This is a genomic window from Neobacillus sp. OS1-2 (genome assembly GCF_030915505.1).
Lineage (GTDB): Bacteria > Bacillota > Bacilli > Bacillales > Cytobacillaceae > Neobacillus.
On the sequence record NZ_CP133265.1, the window covers coordinates 3,622,637 to 3,649,624 of the forward strand.

At 39.3% G+C, this 26,988-nt stretch carries 23 protein-coding genes and 1 pseudogene; all 24 read left to right on the top strand.

What is annotated here, in order from left to right:
* Window positions 1–134 precede the first annotated feature (134 nt).
* The 24 genes and pseudogenes from trmFO to pnp all read left to right on the top strand — a co-directional run bounded on the left by trmFO (window position 135) and on the right by pnp (window position 26,895).
* Complete coding sequence (gene trmFO / locus RCG19_RS18075) at window positions 135–1,442, top strand: FADH(2)-oxidizing methylenetetrahydrofolate--tRNA-(uracil(54)-C(5))-methyltransferase TrmFO (RefSeq protein WP_308108240.1); 1,308 nt, start codon at window positions 135–137, stop codon at window positions 1,440–1,442.
* 252 nt (window positions 1,443–1,694) lie between these two features.
* Window positions 1,695–2,237: an ATP-dependent protease subunit HslV gene (hslV, locus tag RCG19_RS18080; protein ID WP_166238013.1), complete on the top strand. Its 543-nt coding sequence runs from the start codon at window positions 1,695–1,697 to the stop codon at window positions 2,235–2,237.
* A 20-nt stretch (window positions 2,238–2,257) separates the two neighbouring features.
* Window positions 2,258–3,661 (top strand): ATP-dependent protease ATPase subunit HslU, encoded by a 1,404-nt coding sequence (gene hslU / locus RCG19_RS18085; protein WP_166238015.1) that lies wholly within the window; start codon window positions 2,258–2,260, stop codon window positions 3,659–3,661.
* 51 nt (window positions 3,662–3,712) lie between these two features.
* A complete protein-coding gene (gene codY, locus RCG19_RS18090; RefSeq protein ID WP_166238017.1) occupies window positions 3,713–4,492 on the top strand; it encodes a GTP-sensing pleiotropic transcriptional regulator CodY in 780 nt (259 codons plus the stop codon).
* 193 nt (window positions 4,493–4,685) lie between these two features.
* Window positions 4,686–5,390 carry a 30S ribosomal protein S2 gene (gene rpsB, locus RCG19_RS18095; protein ID WP_166238019.1) on the top strand — a complete coding sequence of 235 codons (705 nt, stop codon included), beginning with the start codon at window positions 4,686–4,688 and terminating at the stop codon, window positions 5,388–5,390.
* A 158-nt stretch (window positions 5,391–5,548) separates the two neighbouring features.
* A complete protein-coding gene (gene tsf / locus RCG19_RS18100; protein ID WP_166238021.1) occupies window positions 5,549–6,433 on the top strand; it encodes a translation elongation factor Ts in 885 nt (294 codons plus the stop codon).
* Window positions 6,434–6,602: 169 nt separating this feature from the next.
* Window positions 6,603–7,328 carry a UMP kinase gene (pyrH, locus tag RCG19_RS18105; RefSeq protein ID WP_007087750.1) on the top strand — a complete coding sequence of 242 codons (726 nt, stop codon included), beginning with the start codon at window positions 6,603–6,605 and terminating at the stop codon, window positions 7,326–7,328.
* A complete protein-coding gene (gene frr / locus RCG19_RS18110; RefSeq protein ID WP_308108241.1) occupies window positions 7,328–7,885 on the top strand; it encodes a ribosome recycling factor in 558 nt (185 codons plus the stop codon). The genes pyrH and frr overlap by 1 nt, the downstream gene beginning before the upstream one ends.
* Before the next feature lie 220 nt (window positions 7,886–8,105).
* Window positions 8,106–8,882, top strand: a complete 777-nt coding sequence (locus RCG19_RS18115; protein ID WP_308108242.1) for an undecaprenyl pyrophosphate synthase — start codon at window positions 8,106–8,108, stop codon at window positions 8,880–8,882.
* A 27-nt stretch (window positions 8,883–8,909) separates the two neighbouring features.
* Complete coding sequence (locus tag RCG19_RS18120; protein WP_308108243.1) at window positions 8,910–9,695, top strand: phosphatidate cytidylyltransferase; 786 nt, start codon at window positions 8,910–8,912, stop codon at window positions 9,693–9,695.
* Window positions 9,696–9,730: 35 nt separating this feature from the next.
* Window positions 9,731–10,873 (top strand): 1-deoxy-D-xylulose-5-phosphate reductoisomerase, encoded by a 1,143-nt coding sequence (gene dxr / locus RCG19_RS18125; protein ID WP_308108244.1) that lies wholly within the window; start codon window positions 9,731–9,733, stop codon window positions 10,871–10,873.
* A gap of 18 nt (window positions 10,874–10,891) precedes the next feature.
* Window positions 10,892–12,151: an RIP metalloprotease RseP gene (gene rseP / locus RCG19_RS18130; RefSeq protein WP_308108245.1), complete on the top strand. Its 1,260-nt coding sequence runs from the start codon at window positions 10,892–10,894 to the stop codon at window positions 12,149–12,151.
* A 152-nt stretch (window positions 12,152–12,303) separates the two neighbouring features.
* A complete protein-coding gene (locus tag RCG19_RS18135; protein WP_308108246.1) occupies window positions 12,304–16,644 on the top strand; it encodes a PolC-type DNA polymerase III in 4,341 nt (1,446 codons plus the stop codon).
* 222 nt (window positions 16,645–16,866) lie between these two features.
* Window positions 16,867–17,337 carry a ribosome maturation factor RimP gene (gene rimP, locus RCG19_RS18140; RefSeq protein ID WP_308108247.1) on the top strand — a complete coding sequence of 157 codons (471 nt, stop codon included), beginning with the start codon at window positions 16,867–16,869 and terminating at the stop codon, window positions 17,335–17,337.
* A gap of 44 nt (window positions 17,338–17,381) precedes the next feature.
* Window positions 17,382–18,506, top strand: a complete 1,125-nt coding sequence (gene nusA, locus RCG19_RS18145; protein WP_166238037.1) for a transcription termination factor NusA — start codon at window positions 17,382–17,384, stop codon at window positions 18,504–18,506.
* 14 nt (window positions 18,507–18,520) lie between these two features.
* Window positions 18,521–18,793 (top strand): RNase P modulator RnpM, encoded by a 273-nt coding sequence (rnpM, locus tag RCG19_RS18150; RefSeq protein WP_166238039.1) that lies wholly within the window; start codon window positions 18,521–18,523, stop codon window positions 18,791–18,793.
* A 9-nt stretch (window positions 18,794–18,802) separates the two neighbouring features.
* Window positions 18,803–19,105: a YlxQ family RNA-binding protein gene (locus RCG19_RS18155; protein ID WP_308108248.1), complete on the top strand. Its 303-nt coding sequence runs from the start codon at window positions 18,803–18,805 to the stop codon at window positions 19,103–19,105.
* Between the two features lie 23 nt (window positions 19,106–19,128).
* The gene (gene infB / locus RCG19_RS18160) at window positions 19,129–21,444 is read left to right on the top strand and encodes a translation initiation factor IF-2 (protein ID WP_166238043.1); all 2,316 of its coding nucleotides are present in this window, start codon (window positions 19,129–19,131) and stop codon (window positions 21,442–21,444) included.
* Entirely contained in the window at window positions 21,441–21,722 is a 282-nt protein-coding gene (locus tag RCG19_RS18165) for a DUF503 domain-containing protein (protein WP_166238045.1), read from the top strand. Before infB ends, RCG19_RS18165 begins: the two co-directional genes overlap by 4 nt.
* 17 nt (window positions 21,723–21,739) lie before the next feature.
* On the top strand, window positions 21,740–22,111 hold the full coding sequence (rbfA, locus tag RCG19_RS18170; RefSeq protein ID WP_166238047.1) for a 30S ribosome-binding factor RbfA: 372 nt from the start codon (window positions 21,740–21,742) through the stop codon (window positions 22,109–22,111).
* A gap of 74 nt (window positions 22,112–22,185) precedes the next feature.
* The gene (gene truB, locus RCG19_RS18175; RefSeq protein ID WP_308111025.1) at window positions 22,186–23,106 is read left to right on the top strand and encodes a tRNA pseudouridine(55) synthase TruB; all 921 of its coding nucleotides are present in this window, start codon (window positions 22,186–22,188) and stop codon (window positions 23,104–23,106) included.
* A 32-nt stretch (window positions 23,107–23,138) separates the two neighbouring features.
* Window positions 23,139–24,092, top strand: coding sequence for a bifunctional riboflavin kinase/FAD synthetase (ribF, locus tag RCG19_RS18180; protein WP_308108249.1), 954 nt, complete (start codon window positions 23,139–23,141; stop codon window positions 24,090–24,092).
* Between the two features lie 170 nt (window positions 24,093–24,262).
* Window positions 24,263–24,532, top strand: a complete 270-nt coding sequence (rpsO, locus tag RCG19_RS18185) for a 30S ribosomal protein S15 (RefSeq protein ID WP_007086827.1) — start codon at window positions 24,263–24,265, stop codon at window positions 24,530–24,532.
* 244 nt (window positions 24,533–24,776) lie between these two features.
* Window positions 24,777–26,895: pseudogene (pnp, locus tag RCG19_RS18190) on the top strand (polyribonucleotide nucleotidyltransferase).
* Window positions 26,896–26,988 lie beyond the last annotated feature (93 nt).

Below are 26,988 nucleotides of genomic sequence, written 5' to 3' on the forward strand. Positions count from 1 at the left end.
TAGTTAAAACTTTTTTCTTTTTCATTCGTATAGTACAATGCAAGATGGACTTTAAAAGTGGGGAAGGTATTGATAGACTTTTTTCTTCCCATAATGAATATGTTAATAAATACCAGCTTCGGGAGGACGCTAACATGTCGGATGTAATAATAAATGTAATTGGTGCCGGTTTGGCAGGAAGTGAAGCGGCATGGCAGATTGCGAAACGCGGTGTAAAGGTACGGCTTTTTGAGATGCGCCCAATTAAACAAACACCCGCGCACCATACAGATAAATTTGCTGAATTAGTTTGCAGTAATTCATTACGGGCAAACACGTTAACAAATGCGGTTGGGGTACTAAAAGAGGAAATGCGAAGGCTTGATTCTGTGATAATTGCTGCGGCAGATGCGTGTGCAGTGCCAGCAGGGGGGGCTTTAGCCGTAGATCGTCACGAATTTGCTGCAAAAGTGACTGAGATGGTTAAAAATCATGAAAATGTTACGGTAGTAAATGAAGAAGTAACAGCTATTCCTGAGGGACCTACGATAATTGCCACAGGCCCACTGACCAGTCCGGATCTCTCAGCACAGCTTAAAAACGTAACTGGTGAAGACTATCTTTATTTTTATGATGCAGCAGCGCCAATTCTCGAAAAGGATAGCATCAACATGGATAAAGTTTATTTGAAGTCTCGCTATGATAAAGGGGAAGCGGCCTATTTAAACTGCCCAATGACAGAGGAAGAGTTTAATCGGTTTTATGAAGCGCTGATTTCTGCTGAGACGGTACCATTAAAGGAATTTGAAAAGGAAGTTTTTTTTGAGGGTTGTATGCCAATTGAGGTTATGGCATCAAGAGGTCAGAAAACGATGCTGTTCGGGCCGTTAAAACCAGTTGGTTTAGAAGATCCGAAAACAGGTAAGAGACCCTTTGCTGTTGTGCAGCTTCGTCAGGATGATGCCGCTGGAACACTATTTAATATTGTTGGATTTCAGACACATTTAAAATGGGGAGCGCAAAAGGAAGTTATCCAGTTAATTCCCGGCCTTGAAAATGCGGAAATCATCAGATATGGTGTCATGCACCGCAATACATTTATTAATTCGCCGAAAGTTCTTAAGTCAACATATCAATTCCGTAACCGCGAAGATTTATTCTTTGCCGGTCAGATGACAGGGGTTGAAGGCTATGTAGAATCAGCTGCAAGCGGTTTAGTTGCTGGGATCAATGCAGCGCGAATAGTGAATGGACTTGAAACGGTTGAATTTCCAGCAGTAACAGCGATTGGCAGTATGGCTCGCTACATCACAACAGCCAATTCTGATAATTTTCAGCCGATGAATGCCAATTTTGGGTTATTTCCTGAACTGCCAGTGAGAATAAAGGGGAAGCAGGAAAGAAATTTACAGCATGCAAACCGAGCACTAGAGACAATTCAGAACTTTGTGAAAGTTTTGTAAAATCCATTGCAAGCAATTTAGAAGTATGTTACGATTTAGTAGCTCTTGTCGGTAAATAGCTGGGTAAATGTGAATGTTTTATTAAACTTATTTATCCGCTGTTTACAAATAAAACGAAATTAAGCAGAATATAGAATTGAACATTATCAACTTAATTTTAGTGATTTCGTTTATCAACAGAATCTACTTAACTTACATACATACCATTAGTGTTTTTGAAAATAAGATTACTCCAGAAGGAGGAAGATTAATTTGAATCAATTTCACGCAACAACAATTTTTGCCGTCCATCATAACGGAGAATGCTCAATGTCCGGTGATGGCCAAGTAACATTTGGGAATGCAGTTGTGATGAAGCACACAGCAAAAAAGGTGAGAAAGATATTTAATGGTAGAGTATTGGCCGGTTTTGCCGGTTCTGTTGCCGATGCATTTACTCTTTTCGAACTGTTTGAAGGTAAACTTGAAGAGTATAATGGAAATCTCCAAAGAGCAGCTGTCGAGCTTGCTAAGGAATGGAGAAGCGATAAAATGCTTCGCAAGTTGGAAGCGATGCTCATTGTCATGGATCGTGAAAGTTTGCTGCTTGTTTCGGGAACTGGGGAAGTAATCGAGCCTGATGATGGGATTCTTGCGATTGGCTCGGGCGGGAATTACGCTTTGGCCGCCGGCCGTTCATTGAAGAAGTATTCCGGAGATCACTTATCTGCCAAAGAAATAGCGAAGGCTTCTTTAGAAATAGCTGCTGAAATATGTGTATACACTAATCACAACATTATCGTGGAAGAGCTATAACGGGAAGGAGACTGAAAATTATGGGTAAAACAACCAATTTAACCCCCCGCCAAATCGTCGAAAAACTTGATCAATATATTATCGGTCAGAAGGATGCCAAGAAAGCGGTCGCAGTTGCCTTAAGGAACCGTTACAGAAGGGGCCTATTGAATGAAAAGCTTCGGGAAGAAATTATCCCGAAAAATATATTAATGATTGGACCGACAGGTGTTGGGAAAACGGAAATTGCCAGAAGAATTGCAAAGCTTGTTGGCGCACCGTTTATAAAGGTTGAGGCAACCAAATTTACCGAAGTAGGCTATGTTGGTCGTGATGTTGAATCAATGGTACGAGATCTGGCTGAAACTTCTGTTCGATTGGTGAAAGAGGATCGGATGCAAACAGTGAAGGAACGAGCCGAGGAAAATGCAAACAGCAGACTTGTTGATTTACTAGTTCCATCCGCTAAAAAGTCGTCCAATTATAAAAACCCGCTTGAGATGTTATTTGGCGGCGGAAATTCGAATACAGAGCAAGAGACACAACAGGAAGATTACTCCGTTCATGAAAAACGTAAAATTGTCAAAGAGCAGCTTGCGCTTGGTCAGTTGGAGGATGAAGTTGTTACGGTTGAAGTGGAGGAACAAGCTCCGTCCATGTTTGATATGCTCCAAGGTTCAGGTATTGAACAAATGGGGATGAATATGCAGGATGCTCTCAGCAGTTTTATGCCGAAAAAACGGAAGAAAAGAAAATTAACCGTTCGTGAAGCAAGAAATGTGTTAACAAGTGAAGAAGCAGCTAAACTCATTGACATGGATGAAGTCACATCTGAAGCCATTTATCGTGCGGAGCAAACAGGGATAATATTCATTGATGAAATCGATAAGATCGCCAGTAAGAATTCCGGAGGATCTTCTGCAGATGTTTCGAGAGAAGGCGTTCAAAGAGACATTTTGCCGGTTGTTGAAGGGTCAACAGTGGTAACGAAATATGGATCGATTAAAACTGACCATATCTTATTTATTGCTGCAGGAGCCTTCCATATGGCTAAACCATCTGATTTGATACCCGAACTTCAAGGCCGTTTCCCGATTCGGGTGGAACTAACGAAGTTGACTGTTGAAGACTTCTTCAGGATTTTAATTGAACCGGATAATGCGTTAATTAAGCAATATCAAGCATTATTGGAAACAGAAGGTATACAAATTGAATTTTCTGACGATGCTATTCGTAGAATAGCTGAAGTAGCATTCGAAGTGAATCAAAATACGGATAATATTGGTGCAAGACGACTCCATACCATTTTAGAAAAGCTTTTAGAAGATCTGTCTTTTGAGGCACCCGATATTACAATGGAGAAAATCACGATTACACCAAAGTATGTTGATGATAAACTGGATGCGATCTCGAAAAATAAAGATTTATCCCAATTTATCCTTTAGGAACTTATAAAATTTAATAATGGTTGCAGTTAATTAGGAGGAAGAAACACAATGGATTTACTTACAAAAACAAGAAAAATTAATGTTTTATTGCAAAAAGCGGCAGGTAAACCTGTAAACTTTAAGGAAATGTCAGAAACGTTAAGTGAGACAATTGAAGCAAATGTTTACATTGTCAGCCGTCGTGGGAAACTTCTTGGTTTTTCAATTTATCAACAAATTGAAAACGAAAGAATGAAGAAAATGTTTGAAGACCGTCAATTCCCAGAGGAATATACAAAGGGATTATTTAATATTCAAGAAACTTCTTCAAACCTCGACATTGAAAGTCAATATACTGCTTTTCCTGTTGAAAACAATGAATTGTTTCGTGAAGGTTTGACCACGATTGTTCCAATTATCGGCGGTGGTGAGCGTCTAGGAACTTTAATCCTTGCTAGATTACAGGAAAAATTCCATGATGATGATCTGATCCTTGCAGAATATGGCGCAACGGTAGTCGGTATGGAAATTTTACGTGAAAAATCAGAAGAAATTGAAGAAGAAGCTAGAAGCAAAGCGGTTGTTCAAATGGCAATCAGTTCGTTGTCATATAGTGAGCTAGAAGCGATTGAGCATATTTTTGAAGAGTTGAATGGCCATGAAGGTTTACTCGTTGCATCCAAAATTGCCGATCGTGTGGGTATTACTCGTTCAGTTATTGTCAATGCACTACGAAAACTTGAAAGTGCTGGCGTCATTGAATCACGTTCCCTTGGGATGAAAGGAACGTATATTAAAGTTTTAAATGATAAGTTCTTAATCGAGCTTGATAAATTAAGATCTAATTAAACATATTCCCCAGTTAATCTGGGGATTTTGCTTTTTTAATAAAGTAATGCTTGATTGTTATTTACACATATGCTATATTATTTCATGGTGTTAATACACACGCTTGTTGATTTAAACAGACGGTGCTGTGACAACAGTTTCTGTTTAAAAATGAAATGAGCGGAGGAAAACAAACCACTAGGAGGAAAAAAACATGTCAGTTATTTCAATGAAACAATTGCTTGAAGCTGGTGTACATTTTGGACACCAAACTCGCCGTTGGAACCCTAAGATGAAGAAATATATCTTCACTGAGCGTAACGGTATCTACATTATCGACCTTCAAAAAACAGTTAAAAAGGTTGAAGAGGCTTATAACTGGGTGAAAGATCTTGCTGGTAACGGTGGAACAGTTCTTTTTGTTGGTACGAAGAAACAAGCTCAAGATTCTGTAAAAGAAGAAGCAGGCCGCTCTGGTATGTACTATGTGAACCAACGTTGGTTAGGTGGTACATTAACAAACTTTGAAACCATTCAAAAGCGTATTGGCCGCTTAAAAGATATCGAAAGAATGTCTGAAGACGGTACTTTCGAAGTACTACCTAAGAAAGAAGTAGTACAATTAAAGAAAGAACAAGAGCGTCTTGAAAAATTCCTAGGCGGAATTAAAGACATGAAAAAACTTCCGGATGCATTATTCATCATTGACCCTCGTAAAGAGCGTATCGCAGTTGCTGAAGCAAAGAAATTAAATATTCCTATCGTAGGAATTGTTGATACAAACTGTGATCCAGACGAAATCGATGTAGTCATTCCTGCGAATGACGATGCAATCCGTGCGGTTAAACTTCTTACTGGTAAAATGGCTGATGCCATCCTTGAAGCAAAACAAGGCGAAGAAGTAGAAGTACAAGCATAATTTCATTTATTGAACACATAAAAAGGTGATAAGAGGGAGACCCTTTATCACCTTTTTTTAAAGAAAACCTATCGATTGCAGAAATTAAGAATGTTTATCTAAGGCTTAGATGGCTAAGATATGAGTATAATACATAGATTTAAAGGAGGAAGAACATTATGGCAGTTACTGCTCAAATGGTTAAAGAACTACGTGAAAAAACTGGCGCAGGGATGATGGATTGTAAAAAGGCGCTAACAGAAACAAATGGTGACATGGAAAAAGCGATTGATTTCTTACGTGAAAAAGGGATTGCAAAGGCTGCAAATAAAGCAGACCGGATTGCTGCAGAAGGTTTAACTTCTATCCTAACAGAAGGTAACGATGCTGTTATTCTTGAAGTAAATTCAGAAACAGACTTCGTTGCGAAAAACGAAGGATTCCAAACACTTGTTAAAGAACTTGCATCACACCTTATTAAAAACAAACCTGCAACTGTAGAAGAAGCTACATCACAAACAATGGAAAACGGCGCAACCGTTGCAGATCATATCAACGCTGCGATTGCGAAAATTGGGGAAAAACTTTCCCTTCGTCGTTTTGCTATAGTATCTAAAACTGATAATGATGCATTTGGCGCATATCTTCATATGGGTGGACGTATCAGCGTATTAACAGTTCTTGAAGGTACTTCTGACGCAGACGCCGCTAAAGATATTTCCATGCACATCGCTGCATTAAGACCAAAATATGTTTCACGTGATCAAGTATCACAAGAAGAGGTTGAGCGCGAGCGTCAAGTATTAACAACTCAAGCTCTAAACGAAGGAAAGCCTGAAAATATCGTTGCTAAAATGGTAGAAGGCCGTCTTGGTAAATACTTTGAAGATGTTTGTGTCCTTGACCAAACTTTCGTTAAAAACCCTGATCAAAAGGTACGTCAATTTGTTGAATCGAAGGGTGCAACATTACGTGAATTCGTACGTTATGAAGTAGGGGAAGGCATCGAAAAACGTGAAGATAACTTCGCAGAAGAAGTTATGAACCAAGTAAATAAACAATAGTCAAATATTCTCTAGCTTAAAATTGATAAGGGAATGTTACTGTAATAGATTTTTGAATAGGGGACACGGTGTGTTCCCTATTTTTCAAGAATAGAAATTCAAGAAACATCTAGCCTAAGCGCCTAAATAAGGCGCTTACAGTTAAAAAAAATACATAGTGGAGGTTTATATGAGCGGTCCTAAGTATAAACGCGTGGTTTTAAAATTGAGCGGAGAAGCACTTGCTGGTGAGTCTAGCTTTGGAATTAAACCTTCTGTCATCAAATCAATTGCGATTCAAGTGAAAGAAATAGCAGAACTTGGAGTAGAGGTAGCTGTCGTTGTTGGCGGCGGCAATATTTGGCGCGGGAAAATCGGCAGTGAAATGGGAATGGACAGAGCAACGGCGGATTATATGGGTATGCTAGCAACTGTAATGAATTCTTTAGCACTTCAAGATAGTTTGGAGCACTTAGGAATTGAATCACGTGTGCAAACCTCAATCGAAATGCGTCAGGTAGCTGAACCGTATATTCGACGACGTGCTATTAGACATTTAGAGAAGCAGCGGGTCGTTATTTTTGCGGCCGGAACAGGTAATCCTTATTTCTCAACTGATACAACTGCAGCACTAAGGGCAGCAGAAATTGATGCTGAGGTTATTTTGATGGCAAAAAATAATGTCGATGGGGTATATTCTGCAGACCCTCGCATTGATGCAAATGCCACAAAATATGAAGATTTATCATTCCTAGATGTAATTAAGGAAGGATTAGCAGTCATGGACTCAACTGCATCGTCCTTATGTATGGATAATGATATTCCACTAATTGTTTTCTCGATTATGGAACAGGGAAATATTAAAAGAGCCGTTATGGGTGAAAAAATTGGAACAGTCGTTAGGGGGAAAAACTAATGCCAAATCAAATTATCTCAGCCACTAAAGATCGAATGACAAAAGCGATTCAGTCCTATGCTCGTGAGCTTGCCAGCATTCGTGCCGGCAGAGCCAGTGCCTCGCTGCTGGATCGGATTACCGTTGATTATTATGGAGCACCAACACCAGTGAATCAAATGGCAGGGATCACGACTCCTGAAGCTAGACTTCTTGTAATTCAGCCATATGACAAATCCATTCTTGGTGATATAGAAAAAGCTATCCTGAAGTCTGATCTAGGGTTAAACCCTACTAATGATGGTCAGATTATTCGGATTGCCATTCCACAGCTGACAGAGGAACGTCGGAAAGAACTTGTAAAGCTAGTCAAAAAGGAATCCGAAGAAGCGAAAGTTGCGCTCCGTAATATTCGCCGTGATAGCAATGATTCATTGAAGAAGCTAGAGAAAAATGGTGATATTACAGAGGATGCCCTTCGCGGCTTTTCTGAGGATGTTCAAAAACTGACTGATGAATACATTCAAAAAATCGATCAAATCACGAAAGAAAAAGAAAAAGAAATATTAGAAGTGTAAGAATGATCAGACCCTCTCTTTAGGGGGTTTTTTTCACTATTTTTGGGTTTTATCCATTATTCTTAATTCCTAATTACCTACATAAGTTATTATTAGAGATATCTTCTAGTTTTTTTGGTATGATAAAACCAGCTAACTAGAATTACATAGCTGCACCCGCGTTACATTGGAAATGATTTATTTTCGGAGGAAATGATTAACGAACTTAAGGAGCAATGTTATGTTTAAAAAATTTATACTAGGGAAGAGGCAAACTACCACTTCCACACTCCGAGATAAAGTAGAAAAGATTAAAAAGCTGCCTGTTCCTGAGCATGTCGCTATTATTATGGATGGTAATGGACGATGGGCTAAGAAAAGGGCGTTACCGCGTATTGCCGGTCATCATGAGGGGATGAAGGTTGTTCGTAATACGACGATGCTGGCAAACGATATAGGAATAAAAGTCTTAACTTTATATGCCTTTTCAACCGAGAACTGGAAACGGCCCAAGAACGAAGTGGAATACATTATGAAACTGCCCGAAGAATTTTTAGGGACCTTTCTTCCTGAATTAATTGAGAATAATGTTCAAGTAAAAATGATGGGATATAAAGATCAGCTTCCAGTACATACCCTAAGAGCAATTGAAAATGCAATGGAAGAAACCAAAAATAATAATGGGCTCATTCTAAATTTTGCCTTAAATTATGGAAGTAGAGCTGAGATTCTTGATGCGGTCAAGCAGGTCTTAAATGATCATAAAAATGGTATACTAAAGGAGACGGATCTTGACGAAAAAGTCTTTTCGTCTTACCTAATGACGACAAATTATACGGATCCTGACCTTTTAATCAGAACCAGTGGTGAAATCCGCTTGAGTAACTTTATGCTATGGCAGTTAGCTTACTCCGAATTATGGTTTACTGAAGTGTTATGGCCTGATTTTAGTGAGGAACATTTACTGGAAGCCATTGAGGCATTCCAAAATCGTCAGCGGCGGTTTGGAGGAATATAATAAGCAACAAAGGTGTTGAATTAGCATATGAAGCAAAGAATCATAACAGGAGTCGTCGCGGCAGCATTATTTTTGCCAATTGTTTATTATAGTGGGTTACCACTCGTATTACTAACGTATTTTTTAGCGACAGTTGGTTTGTATGAATTATTAAAAATGAAAAATTTAAATATTTTCTCTATACATGGCATCCTGTCGATTTTATTTCTCTGGGTACTTATTTTTCCAGAGAAATATAGCGATTTCTTGGATACCTTTTATTATACAAAAACAGAATTGTGCATTGTGATTATTTTATTGTTATTGGCGTACACGGTGATTACCAAAAATCGTTTTACCTTTGAAGATGTCTCTTTTTCCCTTCTTTCCGCCCTTTATGTGGGAATTGGCTTTTACTTTTTCTTTGAAACAAGAGTAGATGGGGGATTAGTTTATATTTTATATTCCTTATTTATGATTTGGGCAACGGATTCAGGTGCGTATTTTATCGGAAAAGCTTTGGGAAGAAGAAAGCTTTGGCCGGAAATAAGCCCTAATAAAACGATTGAAGGATCATTAGGCGGTGTGGTTTGTGCCGTTATTGTAGCTATTCTTTTTGTATTACTCACAGATATAAAAGGGTCCATCATTGCCATCACGATTGTCCTTTCTGTTTTTGGACAAATTGGCGATCTTGTTCAATCCGCTTTCAAGCGCCATTTTAATGTGAAGGATTCCGGAAAAATATTACCTGGTCATGGTGGTATACTTGACCGCTTTGACAGCCTTATCTTTGTTTGGCCAATATTACACTTATTCCACCTCTGGAGTTAAGTTGTCTGTTTTTGATTTTATAGGAGTTGAATGGTTTGAAATTAATTAGTTTATTGGGTGCATCAGGATCTGTTGGATCACAGACCATTGATATTATACGAGAGCATCCGGCAGAATTTAAGTTAGCAACATTTTCCGTAGGGAAAAATATTGATTTTGCACGAAAATTGATTGTCGAATTTAACCCGGAGCTTGTTTCCGTACAAGATTATGGTGACTGTCAAACATTAAAAGCAGAGTTTCCAAAAGCGAAGTTTACTTACGGCAACGAGGGATTAATTGAGGTAGCTGTATATGAAAAGTCGGATATCCTGGTTAATGCGGTTCTAGGAAGTGTAGGGCTCCATCCTACCTTACAAGCAATTGAATCAGGAAAAGCGATTGCTATTGCTAATAAAGAAACACTTGTTACGGCGGGTCATTTGGTTATGGACGCTGCGTCAAAGAATAATGTACCACTTCTTCCAGTAGACAGTGAGCATTCAGCTATTTTCCAGGCCCTGCAAGGGGAAAGGGATAAAAATATTGAAAGATTAATCTTAACAGCATCTGGTGGAAGTTTTCGTGACAGGACCCGTGATGAATTACAAAATGTCACAGTTCAAGATGCCTTAAACCACCCGAATTGGTCGATGGGTGCGAAAATTACCATTGATTCCGCCACGATGATGAATAAAGGTTTAGAGGTCATTGAGGCCCATTGGCTTTTTCAAATGCCGTATGAAAAAATTAATGTATTGCTCCATAAAGAAAGTATTATCCATTCAATGGTGGAATTTCAAGATTCAAGTATCATCGCCCAACTTGGAACACCGGATATGAGAGTTCCGATTCAATATGCACTCACATACCCGGATCGCTTGCCGCGACCATCCGCGAACCGGTTGGATTTAGCAAGTGTCGGGCAACTACATTTCGAGGAAATGGATGTAGACAGATTTCGTTGCCTGCAGTTTGCCATTATGGCTGGAAAAACAGGCGGAACGATGCCGACTGTTTTGAATGCTGCTAATGAAGTTGCAGTAGCAGCGTTTTTGGAAGGTAAGGTTCGTTTCTTGCAGATTGAAGATTTAATTGAGAAGGCATTAAACACTCATCAGACCATTGAACATCCTAGTTTGATGACGATAGAAGAGGTAGATAAAGAAACGAGAAAGTATATATATTCACTTCTATAAAAAAGGGTGGTTTTATTATTGACTACAGTTATTGCCTTTATTGTGATTTTTGGCGCACTCGTTTTCTTTCATGAGTTAGGACATTTTATTTTCGCAAAAAGAGCTGGTATTCTCTGTCGCGAATTTGCGATCGGTATGGGACCTAAAGTGTTCACCCATAAAAAAGGTGAGACCACCTATACAATTCGATTATTGCCAATTGGCGGTTTTGTCCGTATGGCCGGGGAAGATCCGGAAATGGTTGAGATCAAGCCGGGTTATCGAATTGGTTTATTAATGGGCAAAGATAATAGGGTAAGTAAAATTATTATAAACAATAAAGAAAAATATCCAAATTGCCGGATTGTTGAAGTGGAGTATGCTGATATCGAAAAGGATTTAGTCATTAAGGGTTTTCCGGAAGATGAGAATGAAAGTTTACAGACTTTCAGTATCGATCCTAAAGCGGTTATTGTAGAAAATGGGATTGAATCCCAAATTGCTCCTATCGATCGTCAATTTGGCTCTAAGACATTACCACAACGCTTTTTGGCGATTTTTGCCGGACCTGCAATGAACTTCGTCCTTGCTTTTGTGGTTTTTATTATAATCGCTTTATTACAAGGTGTACCATCGAATGAACCTAAGTTGGGTGTCATAACCCCTGACGGTGCTGCTAAATCTGCAGGCCTTCATAAGGGGGATCTTGTTCAAAGTATAAATGGTTCAGAAATTTCTAGCTGGTCAGATGTTGTTGAAATCATTCGTACTAATCCTAATAAGAAACTTGATTTCTTAGTTCTCCGTGATGGAAAAGAAAATGAGATACAGGTAACGCCTCTTGAAAAGACTGTTGAAGGCAAGAAAATGGGGATTATTGGTGTCTATAGCCCTGTGGAAAAGTCACCTGTTCAAGCAGTTAAATCTGGTTTTACTGAAACCTATTTTTGGACGAAGCAAATATTTGTCATGCTTGGTAAATTAGTCACCGGTCAATTTTCAATCGATGCGCTGTCAGGGCCTGTTGGAATTTATAATTCAACAGCGGAAGTAGCGAAATCGGGTATTTATTATTTAATGAAATGGGCTGGGATTTTAAGTATTAATCTAGGGATTATGAATTTATTACCAATCCCTGCGCTTGACGGCGGCAGATTGATGTTCTTTGCGGTTGAAGCAGTTAGAGGGAAGCCAATTGACCGCCAAAAGGAAGGGATGGTTCATTTTATCGGATTTGCCCTCCTTATGCTGTTGATGCTTGTCGTTACATGGAATGATATTCAAAGGTTTTTCCTCTAAAAGAAAATTTTTTATTCCTAAATTGGGATCGCGGCTGCGGTCCCAATTTAATTTTTTCCAGCACACTCATTCTGTCGAATTTCGCCGAATGATTATAGAACTTGTGCTATAATTAACTGTTGATAAAGAAAAATTTATAGATTTTCAAATAGATGGGAGAGAGACTCTTGAGCGAACATGTCCTTGGCAATAAAGAGCGATTCCAACTCTTGCTCCAGCAGCTGCAATTGATTGAGGATGCTGTAGTGGTACATTTCAACAATGCGCAAATAGAAAGACTTCAAGTTGAAAAAAAGGCGAGAAAGTGGCATTTTCAGTTTTTATTTGAAAAAATCCTTCCTTTTAACGTCTATCTTAGGTTTTCAACACAACTAGAGAGAACCTTTTCAAGCATTGCCTCCATTTCCTATGATATCAATGTAATGAATCAAGCCTTTTCTCCAGAATTATTTAAGGAATATTGGAGTTATTGTATTCAGCAAATTGATGGGATTTCGCCACCGCTTTTAAAACTGTTAAATGAACAAATTCCAGATGTCAATGGGAATAAGCTAACCATAAGCGTAAGAAATGATATGGAGGGTCTAGCGTTAAAACGGAAATACGGCCCAGTGCTTGGCGATATTTTCCAATCCTTTGGATTTCCGTTGCTTGCAATTGAAACAAACATAAAAAAAGACGAAAAAAATGATGAATATCAGCAATTTTTACTTGCTAAACAAAAGGAAGACCAGGAACGTGGCTTATTAGCTATGGTTGAAATGCAAAAGAAAGAAGCTGAAAGGGATTCCTCTGGTGGTGAAGTACAGGATGGTCCGCTCACGATTGGCTTAACGATTAAAGACGATAGCGACTTCCGTAGTTTAATTGATATTGTCGATGAAGAACGAAGAGTTGCTGTAGAAGGATATATCTTTAATGCTGAGATAAGAGAATTAAGAAGCGGCCGTTCACTGTTAACCTTTAAGATCACCGACTACACCAGTTCCATTATGGTGAAAATGTTCTCTAGAGATAAGGAGGATGCTGCCCTTTTCCAGCTTGTGAAAAAAGGAATGTGGGTTAAGGTCCGTGGAAGCATTCAAAATGATACCTTTGTTCGTGACCTTGTCATGATTGGAAACGATATTAATGAAATCAAACCAGTTGGACGCAAAGATACCGCACCGGAGGATGAAAAACGAGTTGAGCTGCATCTCCACACACCAATGAGTCAAATGGATGCAGTAACTCCTGTAAGTACCTTGATTGCTCAGGCGAAAAAGTGGGGACATAAGGCTATTGCCGTGACCGATCATGCCGTAGCGCAATCCTTTCCTGAAGCATATGGGGCGGGAAAAAAGAATGATATAAAAATTCTTTATGGGGTTGAGGTCAATCTAGTCGATGATGGGGTGCCAATCGCATACAATGATGCTCATCGCTTACTTGCGGAAGACACCTTCGTTATTTTTGACGTGGAAACCACTGGACTTTCTGCCGTATATAATACGATTATCGAACTTGCTGCAGTAAAGGTGAAGGATGGGGAAATCATTGACCGCTTCGAGTCATTTGCTAATCCACATCATCGTCTCTCCGCGACAACCATCAATCTAACAGGGATAACGGATGATATGGTTCAAAATGCCCCTGAGATCGATGCAGTCATAAGAGATTTCCATGATTGGATTGGGGATGCCGTTTTGGTCGCACATAATGCATCTTTTGATATGGGTTTTCTCAATGTTGGCTATAAAAAGATCGGACTGGAGAAGGCGAAAAATCCTGTCATTGATACACTTGAACTTGGACGATTCCTTTATCCAGAAATGAAAAACCACCGCTTAAATACACTGACGAAGAAATTTGATATTGAATTAACCCAGCATCACCGTGCCATATATGATGCAGAAGCAACGGGTTATTTACTTTTAAAAATGCTAAAAGATGCCCTTGAAAAGGGGATCGAATATCATGATGAATTTAACGATAATATGGGAAAAGGGAATGCCTATCAACGTGCACGTCCCTATCATTGCACTCTTTTAGCGCAAAACGAACATGGCTTAAAAAACCTATTTAAACTTGTTTCGATCTCACATATTGAGTATTTTTACCGAGTTCCGCGAATCCCAAGATCGGTTCTCCAAAAATATCGTGATGGCATTCTTGTAGGTTCAGCCTGTAATAAAGGTGAAGTGTTTGAAGGAATGATGCAGAAGTCACCTGAAGAGGTAGAAGCACATGCCCGCTTTTATGACTATCTTGAGGTCATGCCGAAAGAAGTCAATGCGCCTTTAATTGAAATGGAATTAGTCCGCGATGAAAAAGCGATGGAAGATATTATTAGTAAAATCGTGATACTTGGCGATAAATTAGGTCTGCCTGTCGTGGCAACAGGGAATGTCCATTATCTAAATGAAAATGATAAAATCTATCGAAAAATCTTAGTTAACTCTCAAGGCGGTGCGAACCCGCTAAACCGCCATGAACTTCCGGACGTTCATTTCCGCACTACCAATGAGATGCTCGATGCTTTTTCATTTTTGGGCGCGGAAAAGGCCAAGGAAATCGTGGTTACGAATACGAATAAAGTTGCTGACATGGTGGAGAACATTAAACCTATAAAAGACGATTTATATACACCGAAGATTGAAGGCGCAGAAGAAGAGATGCGCCAAATGAGTTATGCAATGGCCCATAAAATTTATGGTGATCCGCTTCCGGAAATTGTTGAGGCTCGTTTAGAGAAGGAACTTAAAAGTATCATTGGACATGGTTTTGCGGTTATCTATTTGATTTCGCATAAACTTGTAAAAAAATCACTGGATGATGGCTATCTGGTTGGATCACGGGGATCTGTTGGCTCCTCCCTTGTCGCAACAATGACAGAGATTACCGAGGTTAACCCGTTGCCGCCGCATTATATATGCCCTACATGTAAACAGTCTGAGTTCTTTAATGATGGATCCGTTGGCTCTGGATTTGACTTACCTGATAAAGATTGTCCGAATTGTGGGGAAAAATACCGCAAGGATGGACACGATATTCCATTTGAAACCTTCCTCGGTTTTAAAGGAGACAAGGTACCCGATATCGATTTGAACTTTTCAGGGGAGTACCAGCCGCGTGCCCATAACTATACGAAGGTTCTATTTGGTGAAGATAAGGTATTTCGTGCCGGGACAATCGGTACGGTTGCCGATAAAACAGCCTTTGGTTATGTAAAAGCCTATCAGCAGGATAATAATTTGCAAATGCGGAATGCAGAAGTAGAACGACTCGCGTCAGGCTGTACTGGCGTAAAAAGAACGACTGGTCAGCACCCTGGTGGGATCATCGTTATCCCAGATTATATGGATGTGTATGATTTTTCACCGATTCAATTTCCGGCGGATGATCGAAATTCTGAATGGAAAACAACCCATTTTGACTTCCATTCCATCCATGATAATGTTCTGAAGTTAGATATTCTGGGGCATGATGATCCGACTGTGATCCGGATGCTTCAAGATCTAAGTGGAATTGATCCCAAAACCATTCCGACGGACGATCCTGAAGTCATGAAAATATTTAGCAATACCGAATCCCTTGGAGTAACAGAACAGCAAATTATGTGTAAAACAGGTACGCTCGGTATTCCTGAGTTTGGAACAAGATTTGTTCGGCAAATGCTGGAAGATACGAAACCGACAACTTTTTCGGAACTTGTTCAGATTTCAGGTCTGTCGCATGGGACCGATGTTTGGCTCGGGAATGCTCAGGAATTAATTCATAATAGAATTTGTAATCTTAGCGAAGTGATCGGCTGTCGTGATGATATCATGGTTTACTTGATCTATCAGGGACTCGATCCATCTTTTGCTTTCAAAATTATGGAATCTGTCCGTAAAGGAAAAGGCTTAAGCGAAGAAATGGAAGCAGAAATGCGCAAAAATGAAGTACCTGAATGGTATATTGACTCTTGTAAAAAGATTAAGTATATGTTCCCGAAAGCACACGCAGCAGCGTATGTACTAATGGCTGTAAGGATTGCTTATTTTAAAGTCCATCTTCCGCTTATATATTATGCGGCATACTTTACGGTCCGTGCAGAGGATTTCGATATTGAAACCATGTCAAGAGGCGGAGAGGCGATTCGCGCAAAAATAGAAGAACTTAATGCAAAAGGTCTTGAGATTTCGAATAAAGAGAAAAACTTGTTAACTGTTCTTGAATTGGCACTTGAAATGACCGAAAGAGGTTTTGTCTTCCAAAATTATGATCTATATCATTCAGATGCATCAGACTTTATTATTGACGGAAATTCCTTGATTCCTCCGTTTAATTCCATCCCAGGTTTGGGAACAAATGCAGCCTATAATATCGTCAAGGCTAGAGGCGATGGTGAATTTTTATCAAAAGAAGATTTGCAGCAGCGTGGTAAAGTATCCAAAACTATTCTAGAATATTTGGATAAACAGGGTTGTTTAGCATCTCTCCCAGAGCAAAACCAGCTTTCTTTGTTTTAGGCTGGAATCCCGATAACCAAGCGCTTTTGCATTGGTTGCATTTGCATATATATTATGGTTATGGTATAGTTTTATTGGAAATACTAAGAAATACTCTCGTGTTCAAGAGTGGGGAAACCCACTCTTTCGTCTTTGTTATAAAGGTTTTTGATGAGTAATTTGATAAAACTTTCCGTGAACTACATAGAATATGGGTGAAATAGATAGAAAAGGAGGGAAAGCATGAGCAAAGTAACGGAAGTTGTAGAAGAACTGGCGACACCACTTTTTCAAGAGCTTGGTCTGGAATTAGTTGACATTGAATATGTAAAGGAAGGAAAAAGCTGGTTCCTTCGTGTATATATTGATAAAGATACAGGTGTGGATATTGAGGATTGCGGTTTAGTTAGTGAGCGGCTAAGTGAAAAACTCGATGAGATTGACCCGATTCCCCATAACTACTTTCTCGAAGTGTCATCTCCAGGTGCCGAACGTCCATTAAAAAAAGAAAAAGATTTCGAAAAGGCAATCGGCAAAAATGTCTTTATTAAAACCTATGAACCGATAAATGGAGAAAAAAGCTTCGAGGGAACCTTACTTGAATTTGATGGTCAACTTGTAAAAATTGAAATTAAGATTAAAACTCGCAAAAAAATAATTGACATTCCATTTGAAAAAGTGGCAAATGCACGACTTGCAGTTATTTTTTCGTAAGAGGAAAAAATAAAAATTGAAAAAGACTAGGGGGATACAAGGAAATGAGCAGCGAATTATTAGATGCTCTTACAATTCTGGAAAGAGAGAAAGGTATTTCCAGGGACATTTTAATTGATGCAATTGAGGCGGCACTGGTATCTGCATACCGCCGTAATTTTAATCAGGCACAAAATGTCCGCATCGACTTGAATTTACAAGCGGGCTCTATGCGTGTTTTTGCCAGAAAAGAAGTGGTTGATCAGGTATTTGACCCACGTCTTGAAATTTCTTTAGAAGATGCGGTGCGTATTAATCCGAATTATCAAGTAGAAGATGTTGTTGAAATGGAAGTAACGCCAAAAGACTTCGGACGGATTGCTGCGCAAACAGCTAAACAGGTCGTAACCCAACGTGTAAGAGAAGCGGAAAGAGGAATTATTTATTCTGAATTTATCGACCGTGAAGAAGATATCATGACAGGTATTGTCCAAAGGTTAGATTCTAAATTTATTTATGTCAGCCTTGGAAAAATTGAAGCTTTATTACCGGTTAATGAACAAATGCCTAATGAACGATATAAACCGCATGACCGTATCAAGGTATTTATAACAAAGGTTGAAAAAACAACAAAGGGTCCGCAAATATTCGTATCACGAACACATCCTGGATTATTAAAACGCTTATTTGAAATCGAAGTGCCGGAAATTTATGATGGAACAGTAGAAATTAAATCAGTGGCTCGTGAAGCAGGGGACCGTTCGAAGATTTCCGTTCATTCTGATAATCAAGAGGTTGACCCGGTTGGTTCCTGTGTTGGACCAAAAGGTACTCGCGTTCAAGCAGTTGTCAATGAATTAAAGGGTGAAAAAATTGACATTGTGAAATGGTCTGACGATCCCGTTGTTTTTGTCGCAAATTCATTGAGCCCTTCTAAAGTTCTAGATGTAATGGTGAACGAAAATGATAAAGCAACAACAGTGGTTGTCCCAGATTATCAACTTTCATTGGCAATCGGAAAACGAGGACAAAATGCCCGTCTTGCTGCGAAATTAACAGGTTGGAAAATTGACATTAAATCAGAAGCGGAAGCACGTGAACTAGGGATTTATCCACGTGAAGAACCGATTAGGCTGTTTGATGATCAGGTTGACACCGATTTTGAATATGAAGATGAGATAGACGATTAGGTGAGGTGAAACGTGTGAACAGTAGAAAAAAAGTTCCAATGCGCAAATGTGTGGCAACCGGTGAAATGAAACCGAAAAAAGAACTCGTTCGCATCGTTCGCTCTAAGGAAGGCGACATATCTATCGATTTGACTGGGAAAAAGTCCGGAAGAGGCGCCTACCTTTCAAGGGACAGAGAAGCAGTTTTACTAGCCAAGAAAAAAAACACCTTATCAAATCTTTTAGAGGTTTCGATTAATGATTCTATTTATGAAGAACTACTTGAGCTAATAGAGAAGGAGAACTGACCATCCAACATGAAACAAAATCAATGGATGTCATTACTTGGCTTGGCCAATCGAGCGCGTAAAATCATATCAGGTGAAGAGCTTGCCGTTAAAGAAATACGGAACGGAAAAGCAAAGCTCGTTTTATTAGCCGCAGATGCATCTGACAATACGACTAAAAAAATTTCAGATAAATGTAATTCCTATCAAGTTCCATTAAAAAGGGTGGAAGATCGTTATCTTCTAGGTCAAGCAATTGGCAAAGAGGCCCGCGTGGTGGTAGCTGTTTTGGATGATGGATTTGCAAAAAAACTGGTAACGTTGCTCGATTAAATCTAGCGGGGGTGAAATAATAAGTGAGTAAAATCCGTGTTTATGAATACGCAAAGAAACACAATATATCCAGTAAAGAAATTATCAATAAATTAAAAGAAATGAATATAGAGGTCTCCAATCATATGGCAACAATAGAAGATGCTGATATTAAGAAACTCGATGCAGCCTATAATAAAAAAGAAACAAATCCAACACAACAAAAACCGAATAATAATGGTTCTCAGAACAGATCTAATGCACGTCCTTCTGGGCAGCAGAATCGTCCTAATCAAAGTCGGCCGGTTCAGTCATCAGGAAAAAAACCTCAAGTGCAGTCCAACACACCTAAAGCATTCGAGGAGGCTTCAGATAAAAATACTGCCCCTAGCAAGGTAAAGGTTGTTTCACCTCCAAAAAAGGTTGAGGGTAAAAAGCAAAATCAAGAGACTCAATCAAAAGAAAATAAAGTGTTTAATAACGCTGATAAAGCTAAGTCAAGACCATATAATAATTATCAAAATCGCAATAACAATAATAATAAAAAGAAAAAATCTCATACACCAGTACAACAGGCACAGCCTGTGAAGAGAAAAGAAAAAGAGCTTCCGGCTAAAATTACTTTTAGTGAATCATTAACAGTTGGAGAGTTGGCGAAGAAGATTTACCGTGAACCTTCTGAAATCATTAAAAAGCTCTTTTTACTTGGGGTAATGGCAACCATCAATCAGGTTTTAGACAAAGATGCCATTGAATTGATTGCAGGCGAGTACGGTGTAGAAGTTGAGGAAGAAATAAAGATTGATACAACGGATCTTGAGGTTTACTTTACAGAAGATTCGCCTGAATCTTTAGTTGAAAGACCTTCAGTTGTAACCATCATGGGGCACGTTGACCATGGTAAAACAACCTTGCTTGATTCGATTCGAAACACGAAGGTAACCGAGGGTGAAGCTGGAGGTATTACACAGCATATCGGTGCCTATCAAGTCATTGATAATGGAAAGAAGATCACTTTCCTCGATACACCAGGACATGCTGCTTTCACAACCATGCGTGCCCGCGGCGCGAAAATTACGGATATTACCATCCTTGTAGTTGCAGCTGATGATGGTGTTATGCCACAAACAGTCGAAGCGATTAACCATGCAAAAGCAGCTGAGGTTCCAATTATTGTTGCTGTTAATAAAATGGATAAAGAAGCCGCAAATGCTGATCGTGTTATGCAGGAATTGACAGAACACGGGTTAGTAGCGGAAGCATGGGGTGGGGATACTATATTTGTTCCACTTTCAGCAAAAACAGGCGAGGGGATTGATAACCTGCTTGAAATGATTCTTCTTGTAGGAGAAGTAGAAGAATATAAGGCAAATCCTAATCGTAAGGCTGTTGGAACTGTAATCGAAGCACAATTAGACAAGGGACGCGGTTCAGTTGCAACCTTGCTTGTGCAAAATGGTACACTTAAAATTGGTGATCCAATTGTTGTAGGGAATACACATGGTCGTGTTCGGGCAATGGTGAATGATAAAGGCCGCCGTGTAAAAGAGGCTGGACCATCCACTCCTGTTGAAATTACTGGATTAAGTGATGTTCCGCAGGCAGGAGATCGTTTTGTCGTGTTTGAGGATGAGAAAACAGCCCGCCAAGTTGGGGAAGCACGTGCAGGGCAAGCATTAGCTGCACAACGTGGTGAAAAGTCCATCGTGAGTTTAGAAAATCTATTTGAACAGTTGAAGCAAGGTGAAATGAAGGATCTGAACATCATCTTGAAGGCGGATGTTCAAGGTTCTGCCGAAGCCGTTGCTGCTTCCTTACAAAAAATAGATGTACAGGGTGTTAATATCAAAATTATTCACAGTGGTGCTGGCGCGATTAATGAATCGGATATCACTCTTGCTGCAGCATCAAATGCGATTGTGATCGGCTTCAATGTTCGTCCGGATGTAAATGCGAAGCGTGCAGCAGAAGCAGAAAAAGTGGATGTTCGTCTTCACAGAATTATTTATAAGGTAATTGAGGAAATCGAAGCAGCCATGAAAGGGATGCTAGATCCTGAGTTTGCAGAAAAAATTATTGGTCAGGCAGAAATCCGTCAAACCTTTAAGGTATCAAAGGTTGGAACGATTGCAGGTTCTTACGTAACGGACGGGAAAATAACTCGCGATAGCGGTATTCGCCTAATTCGTGACGGAGTTGTCATATTCGAAGGTCAAATTGATGCCTTAAAACGTTTCAAAGACGATGCTAAGGAAGTTGCCCAAGGCTACGAATGTGGAATTACAATTAAAAACTTTAATGATGTCAAAGAAGGAGATATCATTGAAGCTTACGTAATGGAAGAAATTGAACGGAAATGATAATCGGTTTAGCGGAATGTGAGTGTATGATTTATGATGCGCATTCTTTAAAAGAAAAACGAGCTGTTTTGCAAAGGATTCTTACACGTCTAAAACAGAAGTTTAATGTTTCTGTCGCCGAGGTGGACTATCAAGATGTATGGCAAAGAACGAAAATTGCCATTGCTGTCGTTACCTCATCAAGGGCTTCGACTGAACATGAATTGCAAAATGCTTTAAAACTTATCGACTCATTTCCAGAAATAGAAAGAACAATCACCGAGATTGATTGGCTTTAACTTAAGAGGTGAATGTAATGAGCCACAGAGCAAATCGTGTTGGAGAACAAATGAAAAAAGAACTTAGTGACATCATCGGTCGTAAAATTAAAGATCCACGGATCGGCTTTGTGACTGTTACTGACGTTCAAGTAACAGGAGATCTACAACAAGCAAAAGTGTTTATATCTGTATTAGGTGATGACGAGCAAAAGGAGAATACCTTAAAAGGCCTGGCAAAAGCAAAAGGCTTTATTCGGACAGAAATTGGTCACCGTATTCGACTTCGAAAAACACCTGAAATTATTTTCGAATGGGATGAATCCATCAATTATGGAAATCACATCGAAACACTTCTTCATCAATTGCATACGGATGACAAACCGATGGAAAAGAACGAAGAAGAATAATATCTTGATCAAAAGTGGATAGACAAACGTCTATCCATTTTTTTCGATAATACTACAAGTTAGGAGATTTAATGTTGGAAGGAATATTACCGCTATTTAAGCCTGCTGGGTTAACCTCGCATGATTGTGTTTTTAAATTAAGAAAGATTTTAAAAACAAAAAGGATAGGACATACGGGGACACTCGATCCTGATGTGACCGGTGTTCTGCCTATTTGTGTTGGAAAGGCAACGAAGGTTGCAGAGTACATAACGGATGCCGGGAAAGCTTATGAGGGAGAAGTTACTCTTGGCTTTTCAACAACAACTGAAGACGCTTCAGGTGAGGTTGTTGAAAGGAAACCGGTAGATCGAATTATTTCTCGAGATGAAATCATGGCGTTACTGAAATTATTTACAGGTGAAATCAAACAAACTCCGCCCATGTATTCTGCCGTAAAAGTGGGTGGGGTTAGACTTTACGAATATGCAAGAAAAGGGATTGTGGTTGAACGGCCTTCTAGAATTGTAACCATCTATTCAATTGAACTGCTTGACGATAGAGAGCAGTTTCAAGGGGAGGAAATTTCCTTTCGCTTTAGAGTGAGTTGCAGCAAAGGAACGTACATTCGTACGTTGGCGGTCATGATTGGTGAACGCCTAGGTTTTCCAGCCCATATGTCTAATTTGCAAAGAGTTCAATCTGCTACATTTTCTTTGGAGGATTGTTTAACGTTTGAAGAAATAGAACAACATATGGCAGCAGGCACGATTTCAAGTGTGTTAAAACCGCTAGAAACAGCGCTTTCTCATTTGCCGAAATTACTGATTAATGATAAAGTAGCAGAGAAAGTAAAAAATGGTGCACTATTACCTATACCAGAAGAAGTAGAAAATATAAACGGACCCATTATCGCTGAAACGAACGAAGGTTTCGCTCTTGCCATTTATTCAAAACATCCGAGCAAGCCCGGACTTTTAAAGCCAGTTAAAGTGTTAAGAAATGATCAATCATAAAAAGGGTACGGTCTAGAAAAGGTGAGTTTCAATTGGAAGTAATTAAGCTTAATTTCCCATTAAACATAAATAAAAATGAAATTCCGCCCTTAGCTATGGCTTTGGGCTATTTTGACGGTGTTCATCTTGGACATCAACAAGTTGTGCTAGAGGCAAAAAAACAAGCAGATAAAAAGGGTCTACGCAGTGCTGTGATGACCTTTGATCCACACCCATCAGTTGTGTTAGGAATGAATAAAAATCAGGTTCAATATATAACTCCATTAGAAGAAAAGACTAAAATTATTGAGTCACTCGGGATTGATTATTTATTTATCGTCCATTTCACTTCAGAATTTGCCAACCTTCTTCCACAGGAGTTTATTGATCAATATGTCATTGGTCTGAATGTCCAGCATGTAGTTGCCGGATTCGACTTTACTTATGGACGTATGGGCAAAGGGACAATGGAAACAATCCTATTCCATTCACGGGACGAGTTTTCTTATTCGATTGTTCCCAAGTTTGTTCATGAAAGTGAAAAGGTAAGCTCGACAAGAATTCGTCATCTTATTAAGGAAGGAAACACAAGGGGACTTCCTACCCTTCTTGGCAGATACTACACAACAACTGGCGTGGTCATTCATGGTGATAAACGAGGCAGGACAATCGGTTTTCCTACGGCGAATATCGACATAGAAGGTGAATATATTATACCGCCACTTGGGGTTTACGCAGTAAGAATGAAGGTTCGTTCCGTTTGGTATAATGGAGTTTGTAATGTTGGATTTAAACCAACATTTAATAATGAGGCACAAAAGCAGTCTGTTGAGGTTCATTTATTTGATTTTGATCAAGAAATATATGGCGATGAAGTAATGGTTGAATGGCATCATTATATCCGTAAGGAACAAAAGTTTTCCGGAATTGATCAACTGGTTGCACAAATAGAAAAAGATAAACAACAAACAATAGAATACTTTGAAAATAATCGACAATCTTTCTGACATTGTTGGTGAAAAAGATGTTTTTATTATAAGAAAGTAAGGTTTTAACTTGCTTTTTGACGGAAAAACATGTATTCTTAATTACGTATTAAAAACAACCTTTGCTTGGCAAGTCGAGTCACCGACGCTTGCTCGGTAACTGGGGATATGAAAATTAGGAGGTGAATTGGATGGCAATCACTCAAGAACGTAAAAATGAACTGATCAATGAGTATAAAACTCATGAGGGCGATACTGGATCTGCAGAAGTTCAAATCGCTGTCCTTACTGAATCAATCAACAATTTGAACGAGCACTTACGTACACACAAGAAAGATCACCACTCACGCCGTGGTCTTTTGAAAATGGTTGGTAAACGTCGTAATCTTTTAACATTCCTTCGTAATAAAGACGTACAACGTTACCGTGTGTTAATTAATAAGCTTGGTCTACGTCGTTAGATTACAGAAGCGGGATTTTTCCCGCTTTTTTGTTAGGTAAAAAAGCCAGAGTAGGGTGACCATTTAAGAAATTTCTATACATATTTTTAAGTCAGGACTAATTTGTGCATACTATTATTAATTTGAATGATAACATAAGCTTTTAAGGCTTTTTTTATATGATTGAAAAATTTAGTACGATGATTGCAGTGAAATGTTTTTTCGCATCATCCTCTAAGTGATTTAGATAGAGAGGGGTAAAAATATGGAACATACGAAACATGAATATTCGATGGACTGGGCTGGGCGTAAATTATCAGTTGAAATCGGTCAATTAGCTAAACAAGCAAACGGTGCCGCCCTGGTTCGCTATGGTGATACTGCTGTATTAAGTACCGCTACAGCTTCAAAAGAACCGAAGAATTTAGACTTTTTTCCGTTAACAGTAAATTACGAAGAACGTTTGTATGCGGTTGGAAAAATCCCTGGAGGATTTATTAAACGTGAAGGTCGACCAAGTGAAAAAGCTATTTTAGCAAGCCGATTGATTGATCGTCCAATTCGCCCGCTTTTTGCTGATGGGTTTCGAAATGATGTACAAGTTATTAGTATTGTTATGAGTGTAGACCAAGATTGTTCAACAGAAATGGCTGCGATGTTTGGTTCTTCACTAGCACTTAGTACTTCAGAATATTCCATTTGAAGGTCCAATTGCCGGTGTGGTTGTCGGTCGGGTCAATAATGAATTTATCATCAACCCAACTGTTGAGCAGGCTGAAAAAAGTGACATCCATTTAACTGTTGCCGGAACAAAAGATGCGATCAACATGGTTGAGGCGGGTGCACTTGAAGTGCCTGAAGAAATCATGCTTGAGGCGATAATGTTTGGACACAATGAAATCAAACGCTTGATTGAGTTTCAAGAGAAAATTGTCGCAGAAATAGGCAAGGACAAACGAGAAATTAGCCTATATGAAATAGATAAAGAACTTGAAGTTGAAGTTAGAGATTTATGTGAAGCTGACATGCTTAAGGCAATTCAAGTGCAGGAAAAGCATGCTCGTGAGGATGCCATTAAAGAAGTCAAAAATCATGTGATTGCTAAATATACAGAACAAGAAGCAACAGACGAAGATATGAAACAAGTGAAGCAAATTTTGGACAAGATTGTCAAAGGTGAAGTCCGCCGTTTAATTACAGTGGAAAAAGTTCGTCCGGATGGGCGCAAGATTGATGAAATTCGTCCATTATCTTCACAAGTAAGTATTTTACCGCGTACACACGGTTCAGGCCTTTTTACCCGTGGACAGACACAGGCATTAAGTATTTGTACACTTGGGGCAATGGGTGATGTTCAAATTCTTGATGGATTAGGGATTGAAGAAGAAAAAAGATTTATGCACCACTATAACTTCCCATCCTTTAGTGTGGGAGAAACGGGACCTATTCGTGGACCGGGTCGCCGCGAGATTGGGCATGGGGCCTTGGGTGAACGTGCTCTTGAACCGGTTATTCCGCCTGAGAAGGATTTTCCATATACCATCCGCCTTGTTTCTGAGGTATTGGAATCAAACGGCTCCACCTCACAAGCTAGTATTTGTGCAAGCACCTTAGCAATGATGGATGCAGGCGTTCCAATTAAAGCTCCTGTTGCTGGTATTGCAATGGGACTTGTAAAATCAGGTGAGCATTATACAGTGTTATCAGATATTCAAGGGATGGAAGATCATCTTGGAGATATGGACTTTAAAGTAGCTGGAACCGCTAAAGGGGTCACCGCACTTCAAATGGATATTAAGATTGAAGGTCTTTCCCGTGAGATTTTAGAAGAAGCCCTGCAGCAAGCAAAAGTGGGGAGAATGCACATTTTAGATTCCATGCTTGCGACTATTAATGTGCCTAGAGAAGAGCTTTCCCAGTTTGCACCGAAAATTTTAACAATGACGATTAACCCTGATAAGATTCGTGATGTTATTGGACCAAGTGGTAAGCAAATCAATAAGATTATTGAAGAAACTGGTGTTAAGATCGATATTGAGCAGGATGGTACCGTCTTTATTGCATCAACAAATCAAGAAATGAACAATAAGGCGAAGAAAATCATCGAAGATATTGTTCGTGAAGTTCAAGTAGGTGAAATGTACCTCGGTAAGGTCAAACGGATTGAAAAATTTGGTGCCTTCGTAGAAATTTTTGCCGGTAAAGATGGTCTTGTCCATATTTCTGAACTTGCTGAAGAGCGGGTTGGAAAAGTGGAGGATGTTGTCAAGCTTGGTGACGAAATGTTAGTAAAAGTAACCGAAATTGATAAACAAGGTCGTGTCAATTTATCCCGCAAGGCTGTATTGAAAGAACAGCGGGAAAAGGAAGAGCAAAAGCAATAAACAGTACCGTAAAAATAAAATAGGTATTACAAAGGAGTCAGGGTCCCACCCTGACTTTTTCTGTAATGAATTTGAACGTTTGAATTTCACCTT